The organism is Hydrogenophaga sp., assembly GCF_026125785.1.
Taxonomy (GTDB): Bacteria; Pseudomonadota; Gammaproteobacteria; order Burkholderiales; family Burkholderiaceae_C; genus Hydrogenophaga.
This window is the reverse complement of record NZ_JAHCKL010000001.1, coordinates 1-20,808: the sequence shown is the minus strand read 5'-3', so window position 1 is coordinate 20,808 and position 20,808 is coordinate 1. Positions and strand designations below refer to the sequence as shown.

The following is a 20,808-nucleotide window of genomic DNA, read 5'->3' as shown; positions in this document are numbered from 1 at the left end:
CCAGTTCTCAACCGTGCATGGAAAGGCCGCCCGAGACGCTGATGGTCTGGCCGGTCATGAAAGCGGCGTCGTCGCTGGCGAGGAAAGCCACGAGGCCAGGGTAGTCGTCGGGCAGGCCGATGCGGCCCAGCGGCACGCCACGCACCATGGCGTCGCGGATTTTCTGGCCCTGCTCGCCGGTGCCCACGAAGGCATCCATGGCGGGGGTGTCGGTCGGCCCGGGGCAGACGGTGTTGATGGTGACGTTGCTGCGCGCCAGCTCGCGCGCCAGCGCTTTCGCAAAAGCGATGGTGGCGCCTTTGCAGCCCGAGTACACCACCTCGCCGGTGGAGCCCACGCGGCCGGCGTCGGAAGCGATGTTGATGATGCGGCCACCCTTGCGCGCGGCCATGCCCTGGGCCACCGCATGCGTGACGTGCAGCGGACCGAACCAGTTGATGGCGGTGACCTTCTTCCAGAACGCTTCGTCCGTCTTGAGGAAGGGCATGGGCGTGTCCCAGCCGGCGTTGTTCACCAGGATGTCGGCCGGGGCACCTGCGGCCTTCTCGAACTCGGCCACGGCCGCCGTGACGCGCGCATAGTCGGTGATGTCGCAACTCACGGCCACACCGCGCCCGCCCTCGGCAGCGATCGCCGCCACGGTCTCCTCGGCAGCCTCCGCACGGATGTCGAACACACCGACCACGATGCCTTCCTGCGCCAGGCGGCGTGCGATGGCACGGCCGATGCCGCTGCCGGCACCCGTGACGATGGCGGTCTTTCCCTTCAGTCCTCGCATGAAAAGTCTCCTGATTGAGCGATGTAAAACGAAAAAGCGGGTAAACAGGCCCTAGGCGCCATGGCGGCCAACGATGGACACCGAACACACATTCTGATGGGGGTGTCCGCCCAGGTTCTGGGCCAGCCCCAGATCGATGCGCGAAAGCTGCCGCTCGCCCGCCCGTCCCAGCAGTTGCAGATAGATCTCATAGACCATGCGCAGGCCCGAGGCGCCCACCGGATGCCCGAAACACTTGAGGCCGCCGTCGGGCTGCACCGGCAGGCGGCCCGCATGGTCGAACACGCCGTCCAGGATGTCGTGCGTGGCGCGGCCCGGCGCGCTGAAGCCCAGGTCCTCCATCAGCACCACCTCGGTGATGGAGAAGCAGTCGTGCACTTCGGCCATGTGGATCTGCGCGCCGGGATCGGTCACGCCCGCGGCATCGTAGGCGCGCGCGGCGGAGCGGCGCGCGGTGGCGATACTGGCGCCATCCCATTGCTGGAATGAGGCCTCTTCCCCGTTGCTCACCGAGATCTCCAGCGCCTTGACGGTCACCAACTCCTGGCCCGGCTTGAGCGCCCGCGCGATATCAGGCGTTGTGACGATCGCGCAGGCCGAGCCGTCGCTGACCCCGCTGCAGTCGTACAGCCCCAGAGGCGCGGCGATGGTGGCCGCGCGCAGCACATCGTCTTCGGTGATGCGGTTGCGCAGATGGGCCTTGGGGTTGCGCGCGCCGTTGTCGTGGCTCTTGACCGACACATGCGCCATGGCGCGCTTGAGGTCGCGCATGTCGATGCCGTGGCGCGCGGCGTACGCCGATGCCAATTGCGCGAAGGCGCCCGGGGCGGTGCTATTGGGCAGCCAGAGATCGTTGTTCACGCCGCGCGTGCGCACCGGCAGGCCACCGTATCCGGTGTCCTTGAGCTTCTCCACGCCCAGCGCCAGCACGATGTCGTAGGCGCCGGATGCCACCGCGTACGCGGCTCCGCGCAAAGCCTCGGTGCCGGTGGCGCAGGCGTTCTCCACCCGCGTGACCGCAATGCCGGGCAACCGCAGAGCCTGGGCCAGCGGCCCGGCGGTCTTGCCCACGTTGTTTTCTTCCAGGCACACGCCCAGCCACGCGGCCTCGATCTGGCGCGGCCCGATGCTGGCATCGGACAGCGCCTCATTGAAGGCCTCGACCATCAAATCCTCGGGACTGGCATCCCAGCGCTCGCCAAAGCGCGAACAGCCCATGCCGACGATGGCGACCTTGTCGCGAATTCCACTGGCCACGGTGTGCTCCTTGTTCAGGCAGCGGCCGCGCGCACCGGCGTGGCCTTCCAGAAATAGCGGCGAAAGCCCCGCTTGCTGTCGTATTCCTTGATGCGGTAGACCATGCGCACGGCCAGGCCCGGCTTGAGTTCGTCCTGGTCGGTGTCGGTGAACTCCATCAGCACGCGCCCACCGCCGTCGAAATCGATATGGCCGAACTGGAACGGGGGGTGTGGCGTGTAGGCCAGAAAGTCGCTGGTGTGCGAGAGCACGCGCGCCGGCGCCTGCGCTAGGCTCACCGGGTCCTGGCTGTCCTGCTGGTTGCAGTCCGGGTTTACGCACACGCGCAGCGACGGGAACTGCACGGTGCCGCAATGCCGGCAGCGGCCTCCCATGAACCGCGCCACGCGGTCGTGGTCGCGCCAGGCCGCGGTCAGTGCGGTCTTGTTGTCCATCTCGGCACGCATGCCCCATTCCAGGTCGAGCTGGCCGGTGAAAGACAGGTACTTGAGGTAGCTGGTCTCGGGCTTGCCCGCTCCCGGCACCGAACCCGGGCAAGGCACCTCCGTGCGACGCAGCAGCAGCACGTCGCAGCCGCCGCCAAAAGCGGTGAGCACGATCAGCGCGCCAGGCGCAGCGCGGCGCATCACCTCGTCCAGCATCGCCAGGGGCTGGGCACAGCCCAGGTCACCGACGTCATCGGCCAGCGTGGGCGCCACCGCCTCGGGTCGAATGCCAACGCGCTTGGCCACGGCGTCGTTGACGCGCGCGAGCACCGCGGGCATCACGAAATGATCCACGTCGGCCGCCTCGACACCATGGCGTTTCAGCGTGTCGCGGATCGCACCGGCACCGATCTTGAGGTACCCCTCCTCGCGCACCCAGCGCTCTTCCCAGCCATAGTCGTAGCGCTGCCCGCTCTCGCGGAAATGGTCGACGAAATCGGCATGCACGGTGTGCGCACCCACCAGCGTCGCGATCGGGGCGCCCCAGCCCACGGATACCGCGGCGGCACCATCGCCGCTGATCATCTCCAGCACGCTGGCGGGTCGGTGCGCCCGGCGTTCCGCCGCAGCCACCCAGCACGGCCCCACGCCAGGCTGCGGCAGGGTCAGCGCGCTCAACAGTTCGGTGGTGGCCGCGCGCGCGCTGGACGTCACGTCGCGCACCTGAGCCGCAGCCGGCAGGCCCAAGGCACTGGCCACGATGCCGGCGTTGATGCGTTCGGCGAACGGCAGCGACGTGGAGGCCAAGGTCAGGCCACTGGCGTCCTCGACAGAGCCACCCGATCCACGCACCGCCTCCAGCGCCATGGTCACGGCATCTTCGTCCCAGTTCGCCATGGACCGCTGGCCACGCGCCCGGGACTTGAGACCCGGTGCCATCCAGCGGTGCTGGGCAAAAATCTCGCTGCGCTCCAGCCGCAGCCGGGGCACATAGCGGCCGGTGGTGAGCAGGCCATGCTCGGGTTGCTTGCTCATGGTTCGACGTTGTCTCGATAGGTATTTGTTGCGAACTTTGCTACACCACATGATACACTAGTGAACAACAAATGCGGCAGTACCGAAGCATGCGCAACCGCTAGGGTTTTCCCCATTGGACGCGCAGAAGCAAGGACCAGAGCAACGACAACGGAGACAAGATGAAGGCCAACACGCAAGGGTTCCGCGAATGGGTGAATGCCCGGCACGGTCTGACGCTGTCGGACTACGACGCCTTGTGGCGCTGGTCGGTGGCCGATGTGGGCGTGTTCTGGCAGGCCATCTGGGACTACTTCGACATCCAGTCCCCCTCGCCCGCCCGTCAGGCCCTGGCCTCGGTCGCCATGCCGGGAGCGCGCTGGTTCGAGGGTGCGCAACTCAACTACCGCACGCAGGTTTTCCGCCATGCCGAGGCCGCGCAGTCCTCGGACGTCCCGGCCATCGTGTTCCGCAATGAGCGCCTGCAACGGGAGGGCCGCTCGCTGGAGATCAGCTGGGACGAACTGGAGCGCCAGGTGTCCGCGCTGGCCGGTGCACTGCAGGCCATGGGCGTGCAGCGCGGCGACCGGGTGGCGGCCTACCTGCCCAACATCCCGCAGGCGGCCATCGGCCTGCTGGCCTGCGCCTCGCTGGGCGCCATCTGGAGCCTGTGCGCAACCGACATGGGCGTGGCCACGGTGCGCGACCGCTTCCGCCAGATCGAACCGAAGGTGCTGATCGGTTGCGACGGCACGGTCTATGGCGGCAAGGTCGCCGAACGTGTCGGCCTGCTGGAAGAACTGCTGGGCGAACTGCCCAGCGTGCAACACCTGGTGCTGGTGCCCTACCTGGCGCAGGCCGGCGCGGCGCCCGCACAGCCGGTGCCCGCACGCTGGCCAGGCCAGCGCCACGCCTGGGCGGACTGCCTGGCCCATGCGCCGCTGACCGAGGTGGAGCCGGTGCCTTTCGACCACCCTCTGTGGATCGTCTACAGCAGTGGCACCACCGGCATGCCCAAGCCCATCGTGCACGGTCACGGCGGGGTGGTGCTGGAGATGCTCAAGCTGCACCACCTGCATCTGAACCTGGGGCCGAGCGCCGAAACCGGTGACCGCTTTCACTGGTACAGCAGCTCAGGCTGGGTGATGTGGAACCTGCAGGTGTCCGCGCTGCTGCTGGGCACCACCATCTGCCTTTACGACGGCCACCCTTCCCTGCCGCAGGCCGACACGCTCTGGCGCTTCGTCTCCGACACCGGCACCACCTTCCTCGGCGCTGGCGCCGCCTACTACACGGGCTGCATGAAAAACGGCGTGCAGCCCGGCGCGCTGCCAGGCATCCGGGCGCTGCGCGGCCTGGGCTCCACCGGTTCGCCGCTGCCGTCCGACGCCTACCAGTGGGGCGCCTCGGTGGTCCGCGACGATGTCTGGTGGGCCGTCATCTCAGGGGGTACGGACCTGGCCAGCGCCTTCCTCGCCGGAACGCCCGAACTGCCCACGGTGCCCGGCGAGATGCAGGGCCGGGCCCTGGGCGCCGACATTCAGGCCTGGAACGAGCAGGGACAACCCGTCGTCGACGACGTCGGCGAAATGGTCTGCCTGCAGCCCATGCCATCCATGCCGCTGATGTTCTGGGGCGACGACGGACACCGCCGCTACCGCGACAGCTACTTCGACCTGTTCCCTGGCGTCTGGCGGCACGGCGACTGGCTGCGCATCACGCCCACGGGCGGTGCCGTGGTGTACGGCCGCAGCGACGCGACCCTTAACCGCCATGGCCATCGCATGGGCACGAGCGAGCTGTACCGCGTGGTCGAGGCCCTGCCCGAGGTGCTGGACAGCCTGGTGGTGGACATCGAGTACCTGGGCAAGCCCAGCTACATGCCCTTGTTCGTCGCGCTGCGCGATGGCGTCACGCTGGACGACGCGCTGCGTGCGCGCATCCGGCAGGCCATCCGCGACGACCTCTCGCCGCGCTTCGTGCCCGACGACGTCCTGCAGGTGCGGGAGATCCCCCGCACCCTCACGGGCAAGAAGCAGGAACTGCCGGTCAAGAAGCTGCTGCTGGGCCGTGCGCTGGCCGAGGTGGTGAACAAGGACGCCTGCGCCAACCCGGGCGCCTTCGACTGGTTCGAACGCTTCGCCAGGGACCGCCAGGCCGGGACCTGAACCTCTCAAACCCATACGTACTCACCGACGGGAAGAAAGATCCATGAAGAAACTGCTGGAAGGAAAGGTCGCGCTGGTCACCGGCGGCGGCCGCGGCGTGGGCCGGGGCATCGCACTGGCCATGGCGGAGGCCGGCGCCTCCGTGGTCGTCAACGACCTGGGCGCGACGCTGGATGGCAAGCCGGAGAGCGGCGAGCCCGCCGCCGAGGTGGTCGCTGCCATCGAAGCCATGGGCGGCAAGGCCATTGCGGACGGCGGCTCGGTCTCGGACTGGGTGCAGGCTCAGCGCATGGTCAAGACCGCGGTGGACACCTTCGGCCGCATCGACATCGTGGTCAACAACGCCGGCATCCTGCGCGACGTGATGTTCCACCGCATGTCCGAGCCCGAGTTCGACGACGTGATCGCGGTGCACCTCAAGGGCAGCTTCAACGTCAGCCGCGCGGCAGCGCCCTTCTTCAAGGAACAGGCCGGCGGCGCCTTCGTGCACATGACCTCCACCTCCGGCCTGATCGGCAACTTCGGTCAGGCCAACTACAGCGCGGCCAAGCTGGGCATCGCCGCGCTGTCCAAGTCCATCGCGCTGGACATGCAGAAGTTCGGCGTGCGCTCCAACGCGGTGGCGCCATTTGCCTGGACGCGCATGATCGACTCGATTCCGAACGAGACGCCCGAGCAGAAGCGCCGCGTGGAAGGCCTGAAGAAGCTGGTGCCCGAGAAGGTGGCACCCTTCGTGGTGGCGCTGTGCGCGGACGAAGCCCGCCACGTCAGCGGGCAGATCTTCGGCGTGCGCAACAACGAGATCTACCTGTTCAGCCAGCCCCGCCCCATCCGCAGCGCCCATTGCGGCGAAGGCTGGACACCACAGGCTGTGCTGGACACGGCCATTCCTATGCTCAGCGCGGACTTCTTCGCGCTCGATCGCTCGGGCGACATCTTCACCTGGGATCCGGTATGAAGAGATCCTAGAATGTACGCTTCTTTACTTTATAGGTGAGCCCGAAAAGGCTCTCAGATCCACATGGCACCTCAGGTCACCACCACCGACTGGGAATTGCGTCTGGGCTTCCTGATCCACGACGTCTCGCGCCTGCGCCGCAGCGCGTTCGACCGCTGCCTCAAGCCCCTGAGCGTCACGCGCTCTCAGTGGTGGGTGCTGGCCTATCTCTCGCGCGAGGACGGCATGACGCAGTCCCAGCTCGCAGAAGAACTGGATCTGGGCAAGGTGGCCATCGGCGGCCTGATCGACCGGCTGGAAAAGTCCGGCCTGGTGCGCCGCCAGCCTGATGCGACGGACCGCCGCGTCAACCGGGTGTTCCTGGAGCCACAGAGCAAACAGCTCATCGCCAAGATGCGCAAGGTCAGCCACCAGATGAACGAGCTCATCCTCAAGGGATTGGCCGAGTCGGAACTGGAAACCACGGCACTGACCTTGGACATCATGAAACACAACCTGCTCGACTACCTCAACAACGCCGATACCTGAGCGGGTGACCGCGCAGGCCCAGGCCGGCGCAGGCTCGCGTTCGGGCAAAGGCCCAACCCAGAAGAAGGCCAATGGAGACCACCGCGTACGACCCGAACAACCGAGGCCCCGCCATGCGTGCGGCGGGTCTGTGGATGGACGAGACCATGGACGATTTCCTGGCGCGCCATCTGCAGGCCTTCCCCGACAAGCAGGCGGTCGTTGGCTACCGCGTCGACCGCGCGCAACCCTTTCGCCTCAGCTACCGGGAGCTGGCCGACCGCGTGAACCGCGCTGCGGCGGCCATGCACCGCATGGGCATAGGCCGTGGCGACGTGGTGTCGGTGCAGATGCCCAACTGGTGGGAATTCGCGGTGCTCGCCCTGGCTTGCGGGCGTGTGGGTGCGGCGCTCAACCCCCTGATGCCCATCTTCCGAGAGCGTGAACTCGGCTTCATGCTGGACTCCGCCCAGAGCAAGCTGCTGGTGGTGCCCAAGACCTACCGCGGATTCGACCATGAAGCCATGGCGCGCGACCTCAAGGCGCAACTGCCTGGCCTGCGGCATATCGCGGTGGTCGATGGTGAAGGACCCGATGGTTTCGAACAGAGCATGCAGGCCGGCCCCGCCACCCAGGGCATCGTGGTGCCCGAGGGCGCCACGCCGCTGGCGCCGGACGACCTCGCCGGACTGATGTTCACCTCGGGCACGACCGGCTCGCCCAAGGGCGTGATGCACAGCAGCAATACCATGATGGCCTGCATGCACGCGCTGAGCACACGCTTCGGCATCGGCGCCGACGACGTGTACCTGGCCTCGACCCCGGTCGGGCACACCACCGGCCACGTCGCCGTCGTGCTGATCGGCTTGCGCCAGGGCGGTACCGTGGTGATGCAGGACCTCTGGGATGGCCGCAAGGGCGTGGACATCATGCGCGAGGAGAAAGTCAGCTACTTCGCCGGCTCCACACCGTTCCTCAACGACGTCTGCGATGCCGTGGCCGAAGGGCGCCCCGCACCGACCGCGCTGCGCATCTTCCTCTGCGGCGGCGCGCCCATTCCTCCGGTGCTGGTGGAGAAAGCCCGCGACCAAGTCGGCATCACCGTGTGTTCGCTCTGGGGCATGACCGAAGTCCTGTCCGGCACCCTGACCGAACCGCAGCGCGCCTCGCAGAAATCGGCGTCCACCGACGGCAGACCGCTCGAAGGCATGGACATCCGCATCACCGACGACGACGGCCGCGAAGTACCCGCGGGCCAGGCCGGCCGGCTCAAGGTCCGGGGCGCACAGATGTTCCTGGGCTACCACCGCCGCCCCGACATCGTCGCCTTCGATGCCGAGGGCTGGTTCGACTCCGGCGACCTGGCCCGCCAGGACGACGAGGGCTACATCCGCATCTGCGGCCGCACCAAGGACGTGCTGATCCGCGGCGGCGAGAACGTGCCGGTGGTGGAGATCGAGTCGCTGCTGCTCAAGCACCCGGCGGTGCAGACCGCCGCCATCGTCGGCTACCCGGATGCGCGTCTGGGCGAACGTGCCTGCGCCTTCGTCACGCTGCGACCGGGCCATGCCCTCAGCCTGCAGGACGTGCAGACCCACATGCTGCAGTGCAAGGTGGCCAAGCAGTACTGGCCGGAGCGCCTGGAGGTGCTGCAGGCCATGCCTGCCACACCCACCGGCAAGGTGCAGAAGTTCAGGTTGCGCGAACTCGCCAGCGCCTTCTCCACACCGCAAGCCTGACCTCGTTCAGGGTAAACACCGATGACTCTCATGTATATCGTACGGTAGTGTACATACCTGTAACGTACCTTCCTGTTGCGAAGATTCGAGAACCCATTCTGACCGCGGCCCAAGGGCCCGATGAGGACAGCGCCTGATGCACGCGATAGCCAGTTCCGTTGACCCCGCCACCGTCGGCATGGCCAGCCCGGGCCTCTCGCTTTCGGTCAACGATGTCGCCCTGCGCTTCGGGGGCATCCATGCGCTGAAGAACGTGTCGTTCTCGGCCGAACCGGGCAAGATCACGGCGGTGATCGGCCCCAACGGCGCCGGCAAGACCAGCGTCTTCAACACCATTTCGGGTTTCTACACGCCCAACAGCGGCAGCATCTCTCTGGGTGGCCGGGACATCACCCGCGTGCCCGTGAATGCACGCGCCGGCATGGGCCTGGCGCGCACGTTCCAGAACATCTCGCTGTTCCACGGCCTGTCCGTCCTGGAGAACATCAAGCTCGGCGGCCACCACACCATGTCCAGCAACGTGCTCTCGGCGCTGACCTACTCACGCGCCGCGCGCGAGCAGGAGCTGGCGCTGCGGGAAGAAGTGGAGCGCCGCGTCATCGACTTCCTGGAGATCGACCACATCCGCCACCAGTCGGTCGACGTGCTGCCTTACGGTCTTCAGAAACGCGTCGAGCTCGCGCGGGCTCTGGCCATGCGCCCGCGCGTTCTGCTGCTGGACGAGCCGGTCGCCGGCATGAACCGCGAAGAGACGGAAGACATGGCGCGCTTCATCCTGGACGTGCAGGAGGAATGGGGTGTCACCGTGCTGCTGGTGGAGCACGACATGGGCATGGTCATGGACATCTCCAACCACGTGGTGGTGCTCAACTTCGGCCAGGTCATCGCCGCCGGCACGCCGGCGCAGGTGCGCAGCCACCCTCAAGTCATCGAAGCCTACCTGGGTGCGGACAGCACGGCGACCTCATGATCGAATTCATCGAATACAGCATTCTCGGCCTGCTCAGCGGTGGCGTCATGGCGCTCATCGCGCTGAGTTTCGTGCTGGTCTACAAAGGCACCGGCGTGGTGAATTTCGCGGTGGGCGAGGTCATGATGCTGGGCGCCTACCTCTACTACGCCTGCGCGGTCACTTTCGAGCTGCCGCCGGTCGTTGCCTTCGTGATCGCCATGGGCGTGATCTCCCTGTTCGCCATTGTGGTGGAACGTTCGGTGCTGCGACCGCTTTCCGGCCAGCCAGGCGTCTCGGTGATGATGGCCACCATCGGCATGGCCGCCATCATCCACGGCGGCGTGGAGGCCATCTGGGGCGGCGACACCTACTCGCCGCCCAGCCTGCTGCCTCGCACGCCGCTGTTCATCGGCGACATCCTGATTCCCGGCACCGTGCTCGGCAACTTTGCCATCGCAGCGGTGCTGATCACGGCCTTCCTGCTGTTCTTCCGCTACTCGCGCACTGGCGTGGCCTTGCGGGCGACCGCCAGCGATCCGGTCACGGCGGCCACGCTGGGCATCAACATCAACTTCGCATCGCGCCTGACCTGGATGCTGGCCGGCTCGGTGGGCACGGTCGCGGGCGTGCTGATCTCCAGCTCCGCCGGACTCTCGCCGGCCCTGGCGGCCGCGGCACTGGGGGTTTTCGCCGCCATCATCCTGGGCGGCATGGACAGTGTGCTGGGCGCCATCGTCGCCAGCCTGATGATCGGCCTGGTCGAATCGCTTGCAGCCGGCTATCTCGGCGGCAAGGCGCGCGACATCGTGCCCTACGTCGTCGTGCTGCTCATCCTCATCGTGCGCCCCTACGGCATCTTCGGCACCCGCACCATTGAAAGGCTTTGACGCGTGAGAACCGGTGTCTTTTTCGAAACGTTCCGAGCCGAGGAGCGGCTGTGGAACTCTCCCGCGGCGCGCTGGTGGATGGTGGCGTTCGCGGTGGCGCTGTTCACCCTGCCTTTCTGGGGCAGCAACTACATCCTGGCCATCGCGTGCATCATCGGCATCCACGTCATCGCCACCTTCGGCCTGAACCTGACCACCGGCAACACCGGCCTGATCTCGCTCAGCCACGGGGCCTTTCTTGGCGTGGGCTGCTACACGGTGGCCTACCTGGGCAAGCTGGGCGTACCTTTCTATCTCACACTGCCGATCGCCGGCTGCGTCGCGGCCCTGCTCGGCGTGATCGTGGGGCTGCCCAGCCTGCGGGTCAAAGGCATCTACCTGGCCATCGCCACGCTGGCCGCCCACTTCCTGCTGACCTTCATCTTCCGTGAGTGGACGCCGGTGACCGGCGGCATCCAGGGCACCAGCATCCCCAAAGCCGAGCTGTTCGGCTACAAGCTCACCGGGGACCGCGACCACTTCTACCTGATCTTCGTGATCGCGTTCATCATGGGCATCATGGCCCGCAACCTGGGTCGCACCTACATCGGGCGCGCGTTCATCGCCGTGCGCGACCGGGACATCTCGGCCGAGATCCTGGGCGTGAACCTGCTGCGCACCAAGCTGCTGGCTTTCGCCATCGGTGCTTTCTACGCCGGCGTGGCAGGCGGCGTGCTGGGTTACTTCTACGGTGCCATCACGCCGGAGTACTTCACCCTCACCCTGTCCATCTTCTACCTCGCCGCGGTCATCGTCGGCGGCCTGGGCAGCGTGCTGGGCAGCATCTTCGGCGCGGTCTTCATGACCTTCGTGCCAGAGACCCTGCGCCTGCTGGCCAACATCGGTGCACAGTGGATGCCGGGCCTGGCGGGCATCGTGCTGCCCATGGGCCAGGTCGTCTTCGGCCTGCTCATCATCCTCTTCCTCGTGTTCGAGCCGCATGGCATCACCGCCATCTGGCGCCGCACCAAGCGCTTCTTCCACCTATGGCCTTTCAAGACCTGAGGCCGCCTTCCCACCAACCACCAAGGAGACAAGCATGAAACGACTCAACCGCCGCCAGGTCGTCCAGGGGATGGGCGCCGCCGCCCTCAGCCCCGTCCTGGGCCATCTGCCTCTGGCCAGCGCGCAGCAAGGCGACATCGTCGTCGGCGCCGCCCAGCCCGTCACCGGGGTGTTCGCGTTCGCCGGCACGCAGATGCACTACGGCCTCAATGACTTCATCCAGTGGAAGAACGAGAAAGGCGGCGTGCAGGGCCGCCGCCTGCGCTACGTGATGGAAGACAGCGGTTTCAAGGTGGACCAGGGCGTGGCCATCTTCAAGAAGATCATGGCGGCGGAGAAGCCCAACTTCTTCTACTGCGACGGCACCCCGCTGGTGAAGGCGATCACGCGCGATGCGGTGGACTCCAAGCACGTGATGACCTCTTCCACCTCGCTCGCCGCGGCGGTGGCCGACCCCGTGGCCACGCCACAGAACTTCGTGCCCGGCGCCACCTACAGCCGCCTGCATGAGGTGCTGATGGAGCACATCAACCGCACCTGGAAGGGTGCCGAGAAGCCGCGCATCGCCTACGTCTACACCGAGGCCGAGTTCGGCATCGACGGCATTCCCGCCGCCAAGGCCCGCGCGGCCAAGCTGGGCCTGCCCATCGTCGCCGAGGTCATCACCAAACCCGGCGGCGTGGGCGTCGATGTGTCGACCGAAGTCGCCAAGCTGCGCCGCGCACGGCCCAACATCGTCGTCTTCCAGGGCTACATCAATTCGCCGATGCCCGAGTTCGCGCGGCAGATGAAGGAAGCCGGCATGGAAGTCGAGATCTACGGCACCGCCTGGGGCCTGGACAAACCCGCCTTCGACGCCCTGGCCGCGGTGGGCCAGAACCTCACGGGCGTGAGCCTGTACGCCACCGGCGATGAGGACGTGCCCATGATCCGCGAGATCCGCCAGTACCTGAACAAGGCGCGCCCGGGCACCACCCACATCTCGCCCTTCTACATCTCCGCCTGGTTCAGCGGGATGGTGTTCGCGGAGATCGCCGACCGCTGCCTCAAGGACAAGAAACCGCTCACGCTGGACAACATGAAGGCGGCGATGGAATCCATCAAGAACTGGGATACGGGTGGCCTGATTGGTCTGCCGGTGGACATGAGCGGCCATGAAACGCAGGTGGGCCGCGTGATCCGCTACAACCCGGCCAAGAAGGCCATGGAACCCGCCGGGGAGTGGATCAAGGCATGACAACGGACGCGGCACTGGCCATCGAGAACATCGAGGTCGTCTACAACCACAGCGTGCAGGCGTTGCGCGGCCTCTCCATCGAGGTGCCCGCCGGCAAGATCGTGGCATTGCTGGGCTCCAATGGCGCCGGCAAGAGCACGACGCTGAAGGCGGCCTCGGGCATCCTGCCCTATGAGAAAGGACACCTGGCCGCTGGCCAGATCCGCTTCTATGGGCAGGACATCGAGGGCAGTGCCGCGCATTCCCTGGCCCGCCAGGGCCTGGCCCATGTGCGGGAAGGTCGGCACATCTTTGCCGACCTGACGGTGGAGGAAAACCTCATCGCCGCGGGCAACGCCCTGACCGGCCGGGTCAAAGGTCCGCTGGACATCGAGCTGGTGTTCAACTACTTTCCGCGCCTGGCCGAGCGCCGCAAGCAGGTGGCCGGCTACCTGTCTGGCGGCGAGCAGCAGATGCTGGCGATCGGGCGCGCCATCATCGGGCGGCCGCGCCTGATCCTCTTGGACGAACCCTCCCTGGGCCTGGCGCCGCTGGTGGTGCAGGACATCTTCGGCATCATCGCCCGCTTCAACCGCGAGCAGAACGTGGCCATCCTCGTGGTCGAGCAGAACGCCCACGTTGCGCTCAAAGTCGCCCACTACGGCTACATCATGGAAAACGGCCGCATCGTCATCAACGGCCCGACCGACAAGCTCGTCAACGACCCCGACGTGCAGCGCTTCTACCTCGGCAGCGGCGAGCACGGCGAAGCACATGTGAGCTTCCGTGACGTCAAGCACTACAAGCGGCGCAAGCGCTGGCTTTCCTGAACGCGCCTGCAAGCCCCCGTCCCATCCACTGCCTTCCGCGATGCCTGACCAAGCCACCGATCTCGCGCAACTCCCCTTGCCCCAGCAACTGAGGCACTGGGCCCGCACGCGTCCGAACGACACCGCCCTGCGCCAGAAGCTCTATGGCATCTGGCAACCCATCGCCTGGGCGGAATACGAGCGCCAGTCGCGCTGGTTCGGGCTGGGCCTGCTGCAGTTGGGCCTGCTGCCCAGGCAGTGCCTGGCGGTGCTCGGTGAAAACTGCAAGGAGTGGGTCTACGCCGAAATGGGCGCCGCCATGGTCGGCGCGATCACCGCCGGCGTCTACCCCACTTCGCCGGGACCCGAGGTGGAATACCTGCTGGCCCTGTCGGAAGCACCCATCATCGTCTGCGAAGACCAGGAGCAGCTCGACAAGGTCCTGGGCATACGCCACAACCTGCCTCACCTGCGCAGTGTGATCGTGATCGACCCTCGCGGGCTGCGCCACTACGACCGCGACGGCCTGCACGAATTCACCGACATCGTCGCCCTCGGACGCGCGTACGAGGAAAACCATCCGCAGGAGGCCGCTCGTGCGACCGAGGGCCCCGGCATGGACGACATCGGCCTGATGGTGTTCACATCCGGCTCCACCGGAAAACCCAAGGCCGCCATGATGTCCTGGCGCGGACTGGGCTGCGCGGCGCGCGGGCTGAACACCGTCCTTCGCTGCACCGAGCACAGTTCGCTGGTGTCGTATCTGCCGCTGTGCCACGTGGCCGAGCAGATGTTCTCCATCCACATTCCGGTGGCCACGGGAGCGGTGGTGAACTTCGCGGAGAGCTTGCGCACCATCCAGGAAGACTTGCGGGAACTCGCTCCCCGGATCTTCTTTGGTGTGCCCCGCATCTGGGAGAAGTTCCACTCCTCCATGCAGACCAAGATCCGGGAGTCCGGTGCGCTGCGGCGCTGGATCTACGAGCGGGCCATGCAGGATCTGGCCCAGCACGGTGTACAGCCGCGCTCCACGTGGAGCCTGGCGCAGCGTGCACGCTGGAATCTCTGGTACGTGCTGGTGCTGCGTTCGCTGCTCAATTTCATCGGGCTGCGCCGCTGCGAGGTGGCGGTGTCCTCCGGTGCGCCCATCGCCCCGGACATCCTGAAGTTCTTCCGCATCCTGGGCCTGCCCATCCGTGAGGCCTACGGGCTCACAGAAGCCTCGGGCGCCACGACCATGCAACCGTCGGAGCTCTCGCCGGTCGGGACCGTGGGTGTCCCCTACCCCGGCATCGAGGTCCGCCTTGCGGACGATGGTGAGATTCTCATCCGCGGTGACGTGGTCTTCCGTGGTTACTACAAGAACGAGGACGCCACGCGCGAAGCCGTCGACGCCGAAGGCTGGCTGCACACCGGAGATGTGGCGCGCTGGGAGGACGGTCCGGCCGGACGGGAACTGCGCATCATCGACCGCAAGAAGGACATCATGATCACGGCCGGCGGCAAGAACATCACGCCCTCGGAGATCGAGAACGCGATGAAGTGCTCACCCTACGTGAAGGAGGCCATCGTCGTGGCGGACCGGCGCCGCTTCGTGTCGGCGCTGATCCAGATCGATTTCGAGAACGTCAGCAAGTGGGCCACCGACCAGGGCTTGATCTTCACCAACTTCCGCAGCCTGGTGGAAAACCCGACGGTGCGCGAACTGGTGCAGCGCGAAGTCGATGCCGCCAATGCCCACATGCCGCAGGTGCAACAGGTGCGCAAGTTCCACCTCTTCGTCAAGGAGCTCGACCACGACGACGGTGAAGTCACCGCCACCATGAAGGTCAAGCGCAAGAGTATCTACGAGAAATACGCCGAGGTGATCGAGGCGATCTACGTCTGATGACGTCGGCCGTGGCGTCGGGCGTTTTGCGCTGCTGATCGCGGCGCAACGCCCTTTCAGACGGCCGGATCCTCTCGCCCGCTGGACATTTCCGAGAACAACGGGCGCGGCGAGTACTTCAACTCCAGTTCGATCTCGGTGCGCATCGCCTGGCGCAAGGCCCGCTCGGCCTCCTGCGCGGCCGCTTCGGGCAGACTGGCGCGGTGGTCGGCGACCCAGTTCATCAATGTGCCGATCTCGCGGTTGCCCTGGTCACGCCGCGCGAGCAGCTCCGCCGCCGGCACGGGTACCGGCCATTCACGTGCTGCCGGCAGCGGCGCCCCCTGAGCCACCGTCTGCAAGGCTGCACTGGCCTGTGCCAGGGCCTCGCTCTGCGCCTTGACCTGCAGTGCCAGCCACTCGGGCGACCAGTCGGCGCGCGTCTTGAAGGTGTTGAGCAGGTTGATCACGCCATACACCTGGCCGCGCGCGAACTCGTCGTCCAGGCGGGAGAGCACCTCGGCGCGCAACGTGGCGCACATGCCATCGATCAGGCGGGCAAAGGAGTTGTTCATGGTTTGGCCTCTATGGTCTTTTCCAACTGGCGCAGGCAGGTGCCGATCTGGCTGCCCATCGCCGGCATGCGCATGTCGTTGAACCGCCCCTCCTCGAAGCAGCGCGCGGCCGCCATGTGGGTGGCCGCCAGCTTCAGCAACGAGAAGGCACGGTAGTAGCGAACCGAATCCATGGAGACCTCGAAACCCGCTTTCTCGCTGTAGCGCTCGTAGAACCACTCGGGTTCACACAACCGGCTGATGAATTTGCTGCCGCCCATGTACATGGGCAGGCTGGCCCAGCCCAGGTCCTCGTGCGGATCGCCCAGGTGCACAAGCTCCCAATCCAGGATCGCGGTGATGCGGCCGTTCTCCTCAAGGAAGTTTCCGGTGCGGTAGTCACCGTGCACGATGGACACGCGCGGCGCCACCGGGCAATGCTCCTTGAGCCAGCGCACAGCCCAGTCGGCAGCAGGATAGGGCCGCATGGCCCACTGCGCGATGCGCTGCTCCCAATAGGCCACGTTGCGCAGCGCGGCGTTGGTGGTGTCTATGCCCTCCCCCATGGCGGCGATGGGCTTGTGCCGCCAGTCCACGCGGTGCAGCGCCGCCAGCGCATCGATGAACTGGGCTCCCAGCGAGCGCCGGTAACCTTCGTCCAACGGCGGCGTGCCCGCGGGCACCCACGGCACCACCGCCGCGCCGGCCATGCGCTCACCAAACAGGAAAGGCGCGCCGAAGAGCGAAGGGTCATCCCCTGCCCAATACGCCTTGGGCAAGGGCACTTCGCTGCCTTCGAGGGAGCGCATGGCCAGCCATTCCGGCATGGCGCTGTACGGAGCGAAAAGCCCGTAGTCGGGCCCCAGGCGCAGGATCAGCTCGCGCGTTTCGGGCATGTCCTTGAGGCCGCTCACCGGGACCAGGTACGTGCGCCAGGAGAAGCCCACCGCGAAACGCTTGAGCGCACCGATCTCCACCGCCTGACCGGTCTGTTCCTGCAGGTAGCGCTGGATGCGTTCGCGCAGCAGGTCGTCGTTGTGCAAGGGGTCGTTCATCTGTCTGTCTGCTTCTGCTATCGGGTCTGTGTGGGTTGGTGCCCCAGCTCGTTGACGCTGAGCACGCCGATGGCATCGATGCTGGGCGCGGCCAGACGCGTGACGGAGCCATGGCCAATGCCGAACCGGCTGACCTTGCTCAGGCCCAGCGCGGTGGACAACAGGGTGTTGATCACCATGCCATGGGTGAACACCGCCACCACGCCCGAAGGTGCCAGCGCCATGCTGCTGGCCATGGCCTGCCTGATGCCAGCCCGGAACACCACGGGATCGACACCAAAGTAGCCGATCGGGTCGTCCAGGAAGCGCGCCCATTCGACCTCGCCCTGCGCGCGTATCGTGTCGATGGAGCGGTAGCGCTCGGTGCCCTGGTCGACCTCGGCCCAGCCATCGAACACGTGCATCTGCATCGCCAGTTGCCGGGCCAGGGGCTCGGCCGTCTGGCGTGCGCGCAGCATGGGGCTGCTCACCACATGCGTGACGCCCTCGCGCGCCAAGAAAGCGCCCACGGCCTGCGACTGCGCATGCCCCAGGTCGGTCAGCGGCGGGTCGCCCGGTCGTTCGTGGTGAGCCTCGTCAGGCTGACCGTGCCGTACCAGAATCAGTCGCATGCACTCTCGCTTTGCCTTGCATTACCCCGCCTGCTCCGTTCCGCGCAACAGCTCGGGCGGCACGGATCGGTGAAAACCGTTGAAAGACTGCCCGTGCCGCGCGGGCTCCAGCTTCCAGGTGCTGCGGGCGTTGGGCGTGCCACCGTCCACGCGGATGCACGAGCCTGTGATGTAGGCCGCCGCGGGCGACAGCAGGTAGACGATGGCAGCGGAGATTTCGGACTCGGTGCCAAAGCGTTGCAGCGGCACCTGCGGCGGAAACTCCAGGATCTTGGCCTTGGCCTCGGGCGCATAGGTGTCAAAGCCGCTGGACGCGATACCGCCCGGAGCCACCGTATTCACCCGCACGCCGGCCGCCGCCCATTCGCAGGCGGCCGTCTCGCTCAGCGTGAGCATGCCGCCGCGCGAAGCGGCCGAATGGGCAAAGTCGGGCCAACCGTTCCAGATGTCCGCAATGATGTTGACGATCGCCCCGCCGTTCTGCCCCATCCAGCGGTTGTAGGTCTCGCGCATGAAGATGAAGCCGCCGGTCAGGTTGTTGCGCACCACGGCCTCGAATCCTTTGGTGGAAATGGTGTGCATGGGCGCTCGGTACTGCCCCCCCGCGTTGTTCACAAGACCGTCGATGCGCCCGTGTGCGGACAGCACGCCGTCAATGACACCGATGACCTGCGACTCCTCCCGGATGTCGCACACCTGCGTGCTCACGCGCCCACCATCCTCCAGGATCTCGGCTCGCACCTTCTGCAGCTTCTCGTCGTTGCGCCCGACGATCACCACGTGCGCACCCAGCGCGGCCAGCTCGTGCGCGGTACAGCGGCCCAGGCCACTGCCGCCACCGGTGACGATGACCACCTGCCCCTCGAACAGACCGGGACGGAATATCGATGCATAACTCATGGCAACTCCTTGCTGGCCGTGATTCAGTACTGGACCGCCGCCTTGCCGATTCTCTCGCGGGCAATGATCAGCTTCATGATGCCGGCCGTGCCGTCACCGATCTCCAGGCCCATGACGTCCCGCAGACGCTGCTGGTGTGGCGTCTCCTTGGTCCAGCCATAGTGGCCCATGGTCAGCAGGCACTGGTGAATGATGTCGAAGGCGTGGCGCGGCCCCATCCACTTGCACATGGCGGCCTCGGCCGTGTGCGGTAGGCCCGCATCGCGCAGCGCCAGGGTGTGCAGACAGAGCTGGCGAATCGCGGCAATCTGGGACTCGCCCTCGGACAGCGGAAAGGAAACGCCCTGGAACTGTCCGATCGGACGGCCGAAGGCCTCGCGCTCGCGCGCATACGCCCAGGCCTCGTCGAGAGAGGCCTGCGCCGCCCCGCAGCACTGCAGACCGATCAACGCACGGCTGTAGTCGAAACCCTGCATCACCTGCGTGAAGCCCTTGCCCTCATCGCCCAGGCGGTGGCTCTGCGGCACGCGCACATCGTCGAAGAACACCGAGCCGCGACCAACGATGGTGCTGCCCACGTCGTCGAAATGCGTGGCCGAGAGGCCCGGTGTATCGCCAGGAATGAAAAAAGCAGACACGCCCTTGGCGCCCTGCTCGGGCGTGCCAGTGCGTGCAAACACCAGGTAGGCGTCGGCCCGGTCCGCAAAAGTGATGGACGTCTTCTCGCCGTTGATCACGTAACCGTCGCCATCACGACGGGCCTTCAGCTGCAGGTTGCCCGCATCGGAACCGCCACGCGGTTCGGTCAGGCAGATCGCCACGATCGCCTCACCCCGGATCATGCGCGGCACCCAGGCCTCTACCACCTCGGGCTGGGCATGACGGATCAGAATGGCCGCATTCAACGAGATGCCCACCGGCACGGCACTGATGTTGAAGTCGCCGTAGGCCAACTCCTCCGCCAGAAGACCCGTGGTCACACTGTCCACACCCAGGCCGCCGTACTGTTCTGGCAGATCCACGCCCAGCAGCCCCAGCGAGCCCATCTCGGCGATCAGCGCGCGGTCCAGCACGCCCTCTCGTTCACGTTGCTGGTAGTGCGGCAGCAGGCGCTCGCGCGAAAAGCGCCTGGCCATGTCCTGCAAGGCGCGCTGGTCCTCGGTCAACACCATCGAAGGCTCCGATCAGAATGGTTGCTTACGGTTGTATACGTTGGCGTATCTTACGCTAGCGTAACAAATAAACATCGGTAGTTCCCCTGAGCCCAGGCCAGGAGGTCAGCCGCCGCGTGGGCGGCTCTTCATGGCGCGCGCGGCCTTCGCCAGCCCGCCCGTGGTACGGGCCAGTATCTGCGTGCGGTTCTCCAGCTCCAGCGCGGCGTGCAGGCTGCCCGCCTCCAGGTTGGCCCACATGCCGCGCTTGGTCATCCAGACCGCGAAGCTGTCGTGTGCGGCGATCTCCTGGCCCAGTGAGCGCGCCGCTGTCCACAACGCGTCGGCCGGCACGACACGGCTGACCAGACCGATGCGCTCGGCCTCCTCCGCCCCCACCATGCGTCCTGTGAGCATGAGCTCGTTGGCGCGGGACACGCCCACGCAGCGCGGCAGCAGATAGCTCACGCCGATGTCGCAGCCCGACATGCCGACACGGATGAAGGCGGCATTGAAACTGGCGGCGGTCGAGGCGATGCGCAGGTCCGCCCCCAGCGCCAGGCCCAGGCCCGCGCCATTGGCCGGCCCGTTCACCGCCGCAATCACCGGCATCCTCAGCTCCCGCATGCGAAGCAGGATGCTGGCGAACAGCTCCTGGCGTGCCATCCATGCGGGCGTCTCGCCATGTTCGATGCCCGGCGCGCTGTCCGCCAGCGACAGGTCAAAGCCGGCACAGAAGCCGCGCCCCTCGCCCGTCAGCACGAGTGCCCGGCAGGCCCGTTCACCCACCAGGCCGGCCAGCAGGTCGTGCAGCACCCGCACCGTGTCGTCGTCCAGCGCATTGAGGCAATGCGGCCGGCTCAGCCGCAACGCCCAGATGCCGTCCGCATGCCGATCCAGTTTCACGGTCATGGAG

At 66.6% G+C, this 20,808-nt stretch carries 19 protein-coding genes; 10 read left to right on the top strand and 9 right to left on the bottom strand.

The window, feature by feature from the left end:
• Window positions 1-7: 7 nt before the first annotated feature.
• From KIT53_RS00095 to KIT53_RS00085, 3 genes are read right to left on the bottom strand one after another with little or no spacing between them, the layout of a single operon-like run.
• Window positions 8-778, bottom strand: a complete 771-nt coding sequence (locus tag KIT53_RS00095; protein WP_297745708.1) for a glucose 1-dehydrogenase — start codon at window positions 776-778, stop codon at window positions 8-10.
• Window positions 779-829: 51 nt separating this feature from the next.
• Window positions 830-2,035: an acetyl-CoA acetyltransferase gene (locus KIT53_RS00090; protein WP_297745707.1), complete on the bottom strand. Its 1,206-nt coding sequence runs from the start codon at window positions 2,033-2,035 to the stop codon at window positions 830-832.
• A gap of 14 nt (window positions 2,036-2,049) precedes the next feature.
• Window positions 2,050-3,495, bottom strand: a complete 1,446-nt coding sequence (locus tag KIT53_RS00085; RefSeq protein ID WP_297745706.1) for a 3-oxoacyl-[acyl-carrier-protein] synthase III C-terminal domain-containing protein — start codon at window positions 3,493-3,495, stop codon at window positions 2,050-2,052.
• 161 nt (window positions 3,496-3,656) lie between these two features.
• Here KIT53_RS00085 and KIT53_RS00080 point away from each other — a divergent pair, with 161 nt between their 5' ends.
• The 10 genes from KIT53_RS00080 (at window position 3,657) to KIT53_RS00035 (ending at window position 15,642) form a co-directional block, all read left to right on the top strand.
• Entirely contained in the window at window positions 3,657-5,642 is a 1,986-nt protein-coding gene (locus tag KIT53_RS00080) for an acetoacetate--CoA ligase (protein WP_297745705.1), read from the top strand.
• 52 nt (window positions 5,643-5,694) lie between these two features.
• A complete protein-coding gene (locus KIT53_RS00075) occupies window positions 5,695-6,600 on the top strand; it encodes an SDR family NAD(P)-dependent oxidoreductase (RefSeq protein ID WP_297746897.1) in 906 nt (301 codons plus the stop codon).
• A gap of 63 nt (window positions 6,601-6,663) precedes the next feature.
• The gene (locus tag KIT53_RS00070; protein WP_297745704.1) at window positions 6,664-7,128 is read left to right on the top strand and encodes a MarR family transcriptional regulator; all 465 of its coding nucleotides are present in this window, start codon (window positions 6,664-6,666) and stop codon (window positions 7,126-7,128) included.
• Window positions 7,129-7,199: 71 nt separating this feature from the next.
• Window positions 7,200-8,846: an AMP-binding protein gene (locus KIT53_RS00065; RefSeq protein ID WP_297745703.1), complete on the top strand. Its 1,647-nt coding sequence runs from the start codon at window positions 7,200-7,202 to the stop codon at window positions 8,844-8,846.
• 178 nt (window positions 8,847-9,024) lie between these two features.
• Window positions 9,025-9,816 (top strand): ABC transporter ATP-binding protein, encoded by a 792-nt coding sequence (locus tag KIT53_RS00060; RefSeq protein ID WP_297746894.1) that lies wholly within the window; start codon window positions 9,025-9,027, stop codon window positions 9,814-9,816.
• Window positions 9,813-10,685, top strand: coding sequence for a branched-chain amino acid ABC transporter permease (locus tag KIT53_RS00055; RefSeq protein WP_297745702.1), 873 nt, complete (start codon window positions 9,813-9,815; stop codon window positions 10,683-10,685). Before KIT53_RS00060 ends, KIT53_RS00055 begins: the two co-directional genes overlap by 4 nt.
• Window positions 10,686-10,688: 3 nt before the next feature.
• Complete coding sequence (locus tag KIT53_RS00050) at window positions 10,689-11,729, top strand: branched-chain amino acid ABC transporter permease (RefSeq protein WP_297745701.1); 1,041 nt, start codon at window positions 10,689-10,691, stop codon at window positions 11,727-11,729.
• A gap of 34 nt (window positions 11,730-11,763) precedes the next feature.
• The gene (locus KIT53_RS00045; RefSeq protein WP_297745700.1) at window positions 11,764-12,966 is read left to right on the top strand and encodes an ABC transporter substrate-binding protein; all 1,203 of its coding nucleotides are present in this window, start codon (window positions 11,764-11,766) and stop codon (window positions 12,964-12,966) included.
• A complete protein-coding gene (locus tag KIT53_RS00040) occupies window positions 12,963-13,775 on the top strand; it encodes an ABC transporter ATP-binding protein (RefSeq protein ID WP_297745699.1) in 813 nt (270 codons plus the stop codon). Before KIT53_RS00045 ends, KIT53_RS00040 begins: the two co-directional genes overlap by 4 nt.
• A gap of 40 nt (window positions 13,776-13,815) precedes the next feature.
• Window positions 13,816-15,642: an AMP-binding protein gene (locus KIT53_RS00035; RefSeq protein ID WP_297745698.1), complete on the top strand. Its 1,827-nt coding sequence runs from the start codon at window positions 13,816-13,818 to the stop codon at window positions 15,640-15,642.
• 56 nt (window positions 15,643-15,698) lie between these two features.
• On the opposite strand, the gene KIT53_RS00030 is transcribed toward KIT53_RS00035, so the two are convergent.
• The 6 genes from KIT53_RS00030 to KIT53_RS00005 all read right to left on the bottom strand — a co-directional run.
• Window positions 15,699-16,196: a hypothetical protein gene (locus KIT53_RS00030; protein ID WP_297745697.1), complete on the bottom strand. Its 498-nt coding sequence runs from the start codon at window positions 16,194-16,196 to the stop codon at window positions 15,699-15,701.
• Entirely contained in the window at window positions 16,193-17,230 is a 1,038-nt protein-coding gene (locus KIT53_RS00025) for a phosphotransferase family protein (RefSeq protein WP_297745696.1), read from the bottom strand. Before KIT53_RS00025 ends, KIT53_RS00030 begins: the two co-directional genes overlap by 4 nt.
• 17 nt (window positions 17,231-17,247) lie before the next feature.
• The gene (locus tag KIT53_RS00020) at window positions 17,248-17,841 is read right to left on the bottom strand and encodes a histidine phosphatase family protein (protein WP_297745695.1); all 594 of its coding nucleotides are present in this window, start codon (window positions 17,839-17,841) and stop codon (window positions 17,248-17,250) included.
• Window positions 17,842-17,862: 21 nt separating this feature from the next.
• Window positions 17,863-18,741, bottom strand: coding sequence for an SDR family oxidoreductase (locus KIT53_RS00015; RefSeq protein ID WP_297745694.1), 879 nt, complete (start codon window positions 18,739-18,741; stop codon window positions 17,863-17,865).
• 23 nt (window positions 18,742-18,764) lie between these two features.
• Window positions 18,765-19,913, bottom strand: a complete 1,149-nt coding sequence (locus KIT53_RS00010) for an acyl-CoA dehydrogenase family protein (protein ID WP_297745693.1) — start codon at window positions 19,911-19,913, stop codon at window positions 18,765-18,767.
• Between the two features lie 105 nt (window positions 19,914-20,018).
• Window positions 20,019-20,808, bottom strand: a 790-nt coding sequence (locus KIT53_RS00005; RefSeq protein WP_297745692.1) for an enoyl-CoA hydratase-related protein, incomplete at its 5' end; no start/stop codon positions are given.

What these genes read in the sequence shown, in the direction of transcription:
- KIT53_RS00085 (WP_297745706.1), bottom strand. Translation starts at nt 3,495, where the DNA reads ATGAGCAAGCAACCCGAGCATGGCCTGCTCACCACCGGCCGCTATGTG.
- KIT53_RS00095 (WP_297745708.1), bottom strand. Translation starts at nt 778, where the DNA reads ATGCGAGGACTGAAGGGAAAGACCGCCATCGTCACGGGTGCCGGCAGC.
- KIT53_RS00045 (WP_297745700.1), top strand. Translation starts at nt 11,764, where the DNA reads ATGAAACGACTCAACCGCCGCCAGGTCGTCCAGGGGATGGGCGCCGCC.
- KIT53_RS00020 (WP_297745695.1), bottom strand. Translation starts at nt 17,841, where the DNA reads ATGCGACTGATTCTGGTACGGCACGGTCAGCCTGACGAGGCTCACCAC.
- KIT53_RS00065 (WP_297745703.1), top strand. Translation starts at nt 7,200, where the DNA reads ATGGAGACCACCGCGTACGACCCGAACAACCGAGGCCCCGCCATGCGT.
- KIT53_RS00015 (WP_297745694.1), bottom strand. Translation starts at nt 18,741, where the DNA reads ATGAGTTATGCATCGATATTCCGTCCCGGTCTGTTCGAGGGGCAGGTG.
- KIT53_RS00025 (WP_297745696.1), bottom strand. Translation starts at nt 17,230, where the DNA reads ATGAACGACCCCTTGCACAACGACGACCTGCTGCGCGAACGCATCCAG.
- KIT53_RS00040 (WP_297745699.1), top strand. Translation starts at nt 12,963, where the DNA reads ATGACAACGGACGCGGCACTGGCCATCGAGAACATCGAGGTCGTCTAC.
- KIT53_RS00010 (WP_297745693.1), bottom strand. Translation starts at nt 19,913, where the DNA reads ATGGTGTTGACCGAGGACCAGCGCGCCTTGCAGGACATGGCCAGGCGC.
- KIT53_RS00035 (WP_297745698.1), top strand. Translation starts at nt 13,816, where the DNA reads ATGCCTGACCAAGCCACCGATCTCGCGCAACTCCCCTTGCCCCAGCAA.
- KIT53_RS00080 (WP_297745705.1), top strand. Translation starts at nt 3,657, where the DNA reads ATGAAGGCCAACACGCAAGGGTTCCGCGAATGGGTGAATGCCCGGCAC.
- KIT53_RS00060 (WP_297746894.1), top strand. Translation starts at nt 9,025, where the DNA reads ATGGCCAGCCCGGGCCTCTCGCTTTCGGTCAACGATGTCGCCCTGCGC.
- KIT53_RS00055 (WP_297745702.1), top strand. Translation starts at nt 9,813, where the DNA reads ATGATCGAATTCATCGAATACAGCATTCTCGGCCTGCTCAGCGGTGGC.
- KIT53_RS00070 (WP_297745704.1), top strand. Translation starts at nt 6,664, where the DNA reads ATGGCACCTCAGGTCACCACCACCGACTGGGAATTGCGTCTGGGCTTC.
- KIT53_RS00030 (WP_297745697.1), bottom strand. Translation starts at nt 16,196, where the DNA reads ATGAACAACTCCTTTGCCCGCCTGATCGATGGCATGTGCGCCACGTTG.